Annotated in this window: 10 protein-coding genes; all 10 read left to right on the plus strand. The window is 43.9% G+C overall.

Features of this window, described 5'->3' with window-relative positions; translation table 11 throughout:
- The first annotated feature begins 170 nt into the window (after positions 1 to 170).
- Positions 171 to 1,061, plus strand: a complete 891-nt coding sequence (dapA, locus tag ABIO93_RS02585) for a 4-hydroxy-tetrahydrodipicolinate synthase (protein ID WP_348064100.1) — start codon at positions 171 to 173, stop codon at positions 1,059 to 1,061.
- An 83-nt stretch (positions 1,062 to 1,144) separates the two neighbouring features.
- Entirely contained in the window at positions 1,145 to 2,200 is a 1,056-nt protein-coding gene (locus ABIO93_RS02590) for an aminotransferase class V-fold PLP-dependent enzyme (protein ID WP_348064101.1), read from the plus strand.
- A gap of 74 nt (positions 2,201 to 2,274) precedes the next feature.
- On the plus strand, positions 2,275 to 2,988 hold the full coding sequence (locus tag ABIO93_RS02595) for an NUDIX domain-containing protein (protein ID WP_348064103.1): 714 nt from the start codon (positions 2,275 to 2,277) through the stop codon (positions 2,986 to 2,988).
- Between the two features lie 87 nt (positions 2,989 to 3,075).
- A complete protein-coding gene (locus ABIO93_RS02600) occupies positions 3,076 to 3,645 on the plus strand; it encodes a MarC family protein (RefSeq protein WP_348064105.1) in 570 nt (189 codons plus the stop codon).
- A gap of 56 nt (positions 3,646 to 3,701) precedes the next feature.
- A complete protein-coding gene (locus ABIO93_RS02605; RefSeq protein WP_348064115.1) occupies positions 3,702 to 4,166 on the plus strand; it encodes a nucleoside triphosphate pyrophosphohydrolase family protein in 465 nt (154 codons plus the stop codon).
- Positions 4,167 to 4,193: 27 nt separating this feature from the next.
- Positions 4,194 to 5,429, plus strand: a complete 1,236-nt coding sequence (pepT, locus tag ABIO93_RS02610; protein ID WP_348064107.1) for a peptidase T — start codon at positions 4,194 to 4,196, stop codon at positions 5,427 to 5,429.
- A gap of 37 nt (positions 5,430 to 5,466) precedes the next feature.
- Positions 5,467 to 6,102 (plus strand): ribonuclease H family protein, encoded by a 636-nt coding sequence (locus ABIO93_RS02615; protein WP_348064109.1) that lies wholly within the window; start codon positions 5,467 to 5,469, stop codon positions 6,100 to 6,102.
- 8 nt (positions 6,103 to 6,110) lie between these two features.
- The gene (locus ABIO93_RS02620) at positions 6,111 to 6,833 is read left to right on the plus strand and encodes a methyltransferase (protein WP_348064111.1); all 723 of its coding nucleotides are present in this window, start codon (positions 6,111 to 6,113) and stop codon (positions 6,831 to 6,833) included.
- Between the two features lie 61 nt (positions 6,834 to 6,894).
- Positions 6,895 to 7,866 (plus strand): glycosyltransferase family 2 protein, encoded by a 972-nt coding sequence (locus ABIO93_RS02625; RefSeq protein WP_348064113.1) that lies wholly within the window; start codon positions 6,895 to 6,897, stop codon positions 7,864 to 7,866.
- A gap of 54 nt (positions 7,867 to 7,920) precedes the next feature.
- Positions 7,921 to 8,529: an inorganic pyrophosphatase gene (locus ABIO93_RS02630; RefSeq protein ID WP_348064117.1), complete on the plus strand. Its 609-nt coding sequence runs from the start codon at positions 7,921 to 7,923 to the stop codon at positions 8,527 to 8,529.
- Positions 8,530 to 8,685: the final 156 nt, after the last annotated feature.

Genomic DNA, 8,685 nt, shown 5'->3' on the forward strand with positions numbered 1-8,685 from the left:
TTGCTGGCTGGCGCGAATATGGGGCCTTCAAAACTGGAAAAAGCCAGGAAACTAGGCGTGACGATTTTAAGCGAGGAAGAATTTTTAGCAATGATTGAGAATAAGTAAAGAAAAACGGCTCAGAAAGCTAACTTTGTGTTTTTAAAATTAACCAATTATATAAGTAAATAATGCCATTGGACCAACGTTTCAAAGGAGTGGGAGCAGCGCTGATCACACCTTTTGATGAGCAGAATGAGATTGATTACCAGGGGTTGAAAAAATTGATCGACCTGGTGACTGAAGGAGGAACGGACTATCTCGTCGTTCAGGGTACAACCGGAGAATCGCCGACGGTCAACTCTAAGGAAAAACGTGAAATTCTGGCATTTACAATCAAGAATAACTACAAGTCACTGCCTATTGTTTATGGCATTGGCAGCAACGATACCCAATCCGTTCTGGATTGCATTAAGGAAACAGATTTTAATGGTATCGACGCAATTTTGTCGGTTTGCCCATACTATAATAAACCTACCCAGGAAGGTATCATTGCGCATTTCACGGCTATTGCTGACGCTTCGCCGGTACCTGTCATTTTGTACAATGTACCAGGTCGCACCGTGACCAACATGAAGCCTGACACCATTGTGGCGCTGGCAACACATTCAAATATCATTGGTATTAAAGATGCAGGCGGCAGTCTTGAACAAAGCATGGAATTGGCGGCACGCGTACCAGGCGATTTTCTGTTGCTTTCTGGCGACGATAATCTGGTAACCACCATGGTGAGCGTCGGCTGGCATGGTGTGATCTCGGTGATTGCAAATGCTTTCCCGAAGGAATTTGGAGAACTTACCTGGCATGCGCTGGAAGGACGTTTCAAAGAAGCTGCGAAATTGCAGCTGGCGTTCCTGGAATTTGACACATTGCTTTACATTGAATCCAATCCCGTAGGCATCAAAAAATGTCTGGAAATCAAAGGCATTTGTAGCTCGGCGGTTCGTTTGCCTTTATTGAAAGCTTCGGATGCATTAGGCGCGAAGTTGGAAAAAGCGATGATTCGCGAAGGGTTTTTATAAAACTTAAAAATCTCAATATTAGCATCACAGGTTTCAGTCTCCGAAACCTGTGATGTTTTTGTTTAAAATAAATCATAGCAACAATGATCACGTTTTATCCCGGACCCTCGAAAGTTTATCCCGAAGTGGAACATTACATTAAAGAGGCTTTCGATAGCGGGCTGATCAGTGCCAACCACCGGAGCGATGGATTTATGAAAATGCTGGGGGAAACGATCTCCGGCGTGAAATTGAAGTTAAATATCCCGGCTGATTACGAAGTTTACTTTGTTTCGTCTGCTACCGAATGCTGGGAAATCATCGCGCAGTCGCTGATCGTAAATTCCAGTCTACACATCTTTAATGGTGCGTTTGGAGAGAAATGGATGGATTATACTCATAATATATCCTCTCATACCGCAGACGGGTCGTTTGAGCCAAATGAGGTTTTGTTTTTACATGAATCGGTTGTCCGAGAAGATGAAGTGATTTGTATCACGCACAATGAGACTTCCAACGGTACCAAAGTTGCTGACAACTTCTTCACAGATCTTCGTAAAAGAGTCCCCAATGTCATTGCTGTTGACGCAACATCTTCCATGGCTGGTGTCGAGCTACCCTGGGAAGGTGCGGATGTATGGTACGCATCCGTGCAGAAATGCTTCGGCTTGCCAGCAGGAATGGCGGTAATGATCGTTTCCCCAAAGGCCATTGAACAGGCAATCCGAATCGGCGAGCGCAAGCATTATAACAGTCTGTTGTTTATAAGAGACAATTTTCTCAAATTCCAGACGCCTTACACACCTAATACACTTGGGATTTATCTGATGGGCAAAGTAATGCAGCAGGTGGCGCCTATTCAGGAAGTATCCAATCAGACTAAGAAAAGGGCTGCTGAATGGTACTCGTTCCTTTCCGAAAATGGTTACCAGATCCTGGTAGAAAACGAGGTAGTACGATCTGACACGGTTATCGCCGTTCGGGAAACCAGAGAACGAATTGCTGATCTTAAAAAAGCGGCAAAACAGGCTGAAATCGTACTAGGAAATGGTTATGGTAAAGAAAAGGATACCAGTTTCAGGATCGCAAATTTCCCTGCTATTACTCAAAAGGAGATTGATACATTAAAGCAATTTCTAGTCAGCATGACTTCGAAGTAGCGAATGAGTAGTAAACGTCACTGTTTGCATTTATTAACTAAATACTATTTCTCACTCCCCCGCAGCTATAACTTGTGCGTTTAGATATATTAAAGCAATACCAGGCCCAAACGAAGTGTCTTGTCGCCCTGGACTCGATTATTTTTGGTTTTGACGGCGAGGAATTAAAACTTTTATTGGTCAAAAGAGGCATTGAGGATGAGCACCATACCTGGTCCCTGATGGGTGGCTGGGTACAACCCGACGAAAGTCTGGAAGGAGCCTCGTCCCGCATCCTTTTTGAGCTGACCAACCTTACTGACATTTATCTGGAACAGCTTCATACGTTCGGGAGCCCGCGGCGTGACCCGGTGGAAAGAACCGTTTCTGTGGCTTATTTTGCGTTGATCAATGTAGAGGATTACGATTCTAAAATTTCCAAAAATTACGAGGCGCAATGGTTCCCTATGCAAGAATTACCCAAGTTGCTGTTTGACCACGCCTCCATGGTGGATATGGCCATTGAGCATTTGAGGTACAAAGCTTCGCAGCACCCGGTTGGTTTTGAGCTACTTCCGGAAAAATTCACAATTCCCCAGCTTCAAAAGCTGTATGAAGCCATTTTCGGGACCGAGCTTGACAAGCGTAATTTCAGCCGGAAACTGCTGTCAACGAATTTGCTGATCAAGCTGGACGAAAAACAGAAAGGTTATTCAAAAAAAGGAGCATTTTTCTATAAAATCGACGAGGAAAAGTACAAGAAACAATTTAATACTTTCCTGAATTTTCTTCCCGGAAACGGTTCCTAGTACCCTTTTTAACTACTTCCAGCCTGAAAGGTTGTGTAAGCAGACGGTTTTGAGCAACTTTGCTGGAAAATCGCCGGGGTCAACGACATGTTTAATTTCAAGGAGATAGTATCCGTTACACTTATTCTTTTTTCAGTAATCGATGTGCTCGGCTCATTGCCGGTCATTGTGGATTTTAGGAAAAAACTGGGCAAAATCGAGTCCGAAAAAGCGACATTGGCCGCTGGGTTTATTATGGTTGTTTTCCTTTTTCTGGGAGAAAGACTGTTGAGCCTTTTTGGAGTGGATGTCGCCTCCTTTGCCATTGCCGGCGCCATTATCCTGTTCCTGCTTGGGCTGGAAATGATCTTGGGAAGGAATATTTTCAAACACGACAATATGGATGTTGGCGTTGCCTCCATTGTGCCGATCGCCTTTCCAATCATTGCCGGCGCTGCTACCATGACGACCCTGCTTTCGCTGCGCTCGGCTTACGCGATCGAGAATATTTTGGTAGGCATATTACTGAATTTGTTCTTTGTCTATCTGGTACTCAAATCCTCCAACTGGCTGGAAAAGAAGCTGGGGCAGGGCGGTACCGACATTTTACGTAAAGTATTTGGTATCATTCTCCTGGCGATCGCCATTAAGTTGTTTAAGACAAATCTGTCAATGTAAGACATTGGTAGTCATTTATTTATAGTTCAATGCAAAATTTAAAAACCGATACAAAAATGCAACAGCTGGACAGCCTGAATCAAGTCGCGGAATTCCATAAAACATTTAAACACCCTATTCTTGAAACGCCTACGATCCCTTCGGAGGGTAGAAGCCGTCTTCGGGTAGCTTTGCTGGCTGAGGAATTGAAAGAGCTGGAAGTAGCAATTCTTGAAAAAGACATTGTGGAAGTAGCAGATGCGCTTTGTGACTTGCAATATGTATTATCCGGCGCTATTTTGGAATTTGGATTGGGAGAAAAATTCAGGGAACTGTTTGACGAAGTGCAGCGCTCCAATATGTCCAAAGCATGCCTGACCATTGAAGAAGCAGAAGCGACAGTAGCACATTACCAAGCCAAAGGAACGGATTGCTACTACAAGGAAGACAGCGGGAAATACCTCGTTTACCGCAAGGCTGACGACAAAACACTGAAAAATATCAATTATTCTCCGGCTGATCTGGCTTCCATTATCAGTTAATATTCATTTGCCCATTCACATCCTGCTATGACTTCCGTACTCGAACGTTTCCTGCGCTACGTACAAATTGATACCCAATCGGACCCTAATTCCGAGAGTTTTCCGAGTACCGCCAAGCAGCGTAACCTGAGTAATCAGTTGGTAGTGGAGTTGCAGGAACTGGGTGTCACGGATGCGCATGTGGATGAGCATGGGTACGTATATGCGACCATTCCTTCGAATTCAGACAAAACGGACATTCCGGTAATCTGCTTTTGTTCTCACGTAGATACCTCGCCTGATGTCTCGGGCGCGTATGTGAAACCGATCGTTCACCACAATTGGGACGGCTCCGACATTGTTTTGCCGGATGATACCAGTCAGGTTTTGAGAATTGGCGAGCTACATGATTTGGACCAGCAGATAGGAAATGACATTGTTACGGCCAGCGGTACTACATTGCTGGGTGCTGATAACAAGGCAGGAGTGGCAGAAATCGTGGCTGCGGCCGAGTTTCTTCTGGCTAATCCTGCGGTAAAGCATGGTGACATTAAAATTCTGTTCACGCCCGATGAAGAAGTGGGACGGGGAACGGAAAAGGTGGACCTCGTCAAACTGGGAGCAGATTACGGCTATACCGTGGACGGAGAAGCGATCGGTACTTTGGAGGACGAAACGTTTTCGGCTGACGGTGTGAAAATCACCATTCATGGCGTGAGCACGCATCCAGGTTATGCAATCGGGAAACTGGAAAATGCTTTGAAGATAGCGGCTGACATTCTCGCTGCATTGCCCAAGGGAAGTCTTTCTCCTGAAAGTACAGAGGATAAGCAAGGGTTTATTCACCCGGTTCAAATGGAAGGTATCCAAGAAAAAGCGACATTGGTCTTCATTATCAGGGATTTTTCAGTTTCTGGCCTTCACAAAAAAGAAGCATTACTGAAACAAATTACCGATCAGGTACTGACAAACTATCCAGGATCATCGGTGGAATTTAAGGTCCAAGAGCAATACCGGAACATGAAAGAAATATTGGATCAGCATCCGCAAGTAATTGAAAATGCGCTCAGTGCCATAAAAATGGCTGGGTTGGACCCAATTTTGCAGAGTATCAGAGGTGGTACTGACGGATCAAGACTATCATTTATGGGCCTCCCTTGTCCAAACATTTTCGCAGGCGAACATGCTTTTCATTCAAGATTAGAATGGGTTTCGGTGCAGGATATGGAAAAGGCAGTAGAAGTAATCGTCAATCTTTGCCAAGTCTGGGAACAAAAAGCCTGAGTATCCTTCTAACATTGACTCATACACTCATTAATAAATGGCCAAAAAGACAAAATATTACGTAGTGTGGCAGGGGCGGAAAACGGGAGTTTTTACAGATTGGAAAGAATGCGAAGCCCAGATCAAAGGCTTTGAGGACGCACGTTACAAGTCATTTGAATCAATACAAGAGGCAGAAGCGGCTATCCAGCGTGATTACTGGGAGTTTGTTGCGAAGAAGGATAGCAAGCCTGCCATACTGAAAGAAGCGCCGGCCAACATTGGTAAGCCCATTAAAAATAGCATTGCAGTGGATGCAGCCTGGAATACGGCCTCGGGCGACATGGAATATCAGGGTATTTATTTTGCTACCAAAGAAAGGATTTTTTTGCAGGGCCCGTTCAAAGACGCTACGAATAACATTGGAGAGTTTCTTGCGATTGTACATGCATTAGCCTATTTGCAAAAAAAAGAAAGTGATTTGCCAATATATAGCGATTCGAGAACGGCGATAAGCTGGATCAGGAAAAAGCATGCTAATACTAAACTGGTATTGACGCCGCGCAATAAACCGGTTTTTGAAATGCTTCAACGCGCGGAACGATGGCTGGCCACCAATACATTTAAGAATCAAATCCTGAAATGGGAAACAGAGTACTGGGGTGAAAACCCGGCTGATTTTGGACGAAAATAGAAACTCTTATGGCACGAAACTCCCACTTTAAATTCAAGCAATTTACGGTTCAGCAGGACCAGTGTGCCATGAAAGTTTGTACGGATGCCTGCGTGCTGGGTGCCTGGGCGGACGTAAGAGATGCCGATCACATTCTCGATATCGGTGCGGGTACGGGCTTACTGTCGCTCATGGTAGCACAACGAAATTCGTACGGGATCATTGACGCCGTGGAGATTGATGCCGAAGCTTTTTATCAGTCAGGAGAGAATGTGGAAAAAAGCCCTTTCTATGACCGTATAAGGCTTTTTCATTCCGCTGTACAGGAATTTGAGTCGGATCACCGGTACGATGTCATCATTACGAACCCGCCATTTTTTCAGTCCGATCTGCTATCTCCCATCGACAAAAAGAACATTGCCCATCATGCGAAGTCGCTTGATTTTGAGGAGCTATTGCAATCTATTATCAGGCTTTTAAAGCCAGAAGGTAAGTTCAACATTCTTTTTCCGCTGGATGAAGGAAACCGTTTCGTAGAAAAAGCGGAGAAGGCAGGCTGGTTTTTGACCCGCAAACTGACTTTGTTCCACCACGAAGGCAAAAAAGCATTCAGGCAACTCATGACATTTCAGAGAGATAAAGTGCTTCAGAATCTGGAAGTTAATCAGGTAATGTACATTTATGAACCTGACGGAGTGACTTACCACCAGGCTTTTAAAGATTTATTGAAAGACTTTTATTTAATATTTTGATCAGGAAAAACACGAACTTTGCACCGCGACGCCGTTACAGGCATACCATTGAACATTATTCATGACCGATTCAGCTATTCAGATTTCCGTTGTAATTCCGCTTTTTAATGAAGAAGAGTCATTGCCTGAACTCAGTGAATGGATTGCGAGGGTAATGGACGAAAACGGTTTTTCGTACGAAGTTCTGTTCATTGATGATGGCAGCAAAGACCAGTCCTGGGCTGTGATTTCGACAATTTCTTCCGAAAATCCGAATGTCCGAGGCTTTCGTTTTGTAAGAAATTATGGAAAGACCGCGGCGCTTCAAACTGGCTTTCAGGCCGCGCGGGGGAATGTGGTAATTACAATGGATGCCGACCTGCAAGATAGTCCGGACGAAATTCCTGAGCTGTACCGCATGATCACCGAAGATCGTTTTGATCTGATTTCGGGCTGGAAGAAAAAGCGGTACGATCCGATTACAAAGACCATTCCTACCAAGATTTTCAATGCGGCCACCAGAAGTATCTCAGGCGTGTCGCTCCATGATTTCAATTGCGGACTGAAAGCTTACAGAAAAGAGGTAGTAAAAAACATTACTATTTACGGCGAAATGCACCGTTACATTCCGGTGATCGCCAAATGGAACGGTTTTGCAAAAATCGGAGAGAAGGTTGTCCAGCATAGGGCCCGCAAATACGGTTACACAAAATTCGGGTTGGAACGCTTCATTTTTGGCTTTCTGGATTTGCTTTCGATTGCCTTTGTGAATAAGTTTGGGCGCAGGCCAATGCATTTATTTGGCAGTCTGGGAACCCTTATGTTTTTTCTGGGAAGCATTATAGCTTTTTGGTTGCTGGGTAAAAAGATATATAATATTTATAATTTGCAGCCCTACCGGAATGTTACTGAAAATCCATTGTTCTTTTTGGCGCTGGTAGCCATTATGGTTGGTTCGCAACTGTTCCTGGCCGGATTTTTGGGGGAATTGTTTGTGAAGCAATCCGTTTCAAAAACCGGGGATTACAACATCTCTGAACGGGCCGGGATTTAAGTTTCAAGGAAGAAATTATTCATAAAAAAGTTATTACCTATTACACAAATAATGATCGCTAACGTACACAAAGCACATCCCTGGCATGGAATTCCAATGGGTGAAAATGCGCCTGAACTTGTAAATGCATTTATTGAAATTGTTCCTACTGATACAGTTAAATACGAAATTGATAAAGCAACCGGTTATCTGATGATCGACCGGCCGCAGAAATATTCCAACATTGTTCCTGCACTTTATGGTTTTATTCCAAAGACCTATTGCGGTGACAAAATAGCATTATTAGCGCGCGAACGCTCAGGAAGAGATGTGACTGAGGGCGATGGTGACCCGCTTGATATCTTGGTACTTTGCGAAAAAATCATTTCTCACGGAGATATCCTTTGTACTGCCAAACCAATCGGAGGAATTCGTCTGATCGATGGCGGAGAGGCTGATGATAAAATTATCGCGGTATTGAAAGGTGACGAAGTATATGGCGGTTTTTCAGACCTAAGCGAACTTCCGGAAGGAATTGTAGAGCGTTTGAAGCACTACTTTTTGACATACAAAAACTTACCAGGCGAAAAAGCACACATTGAAATTACCAATGTGTACGGCAGGGAAGAAGCGCATGAAGTGATCATGACTTCGGTTGAAGATTACAAGCATTCATTTTACTGAGATCAGATTTAAGCATACATCATTTGCTTCTTGATAATTTTTGAGCCGTCCCGGTTAGGGGCGGCTTTTGTTTATTCTTATCTTTGTGCAAATTTTAGATATTTAACGTGAGTTCGGGATAAGAAATTTAATCATTTTTTATAAAAACAGGGAAAA

It is taken from the genome of Dyadobacter sp. (assembly GCF_039919315.1).
Classification (GTDB): Bacteria; Bacteroidota; Bacteroidia; order Cytophagales; family Spirosomataceae; genus Dyadobacter.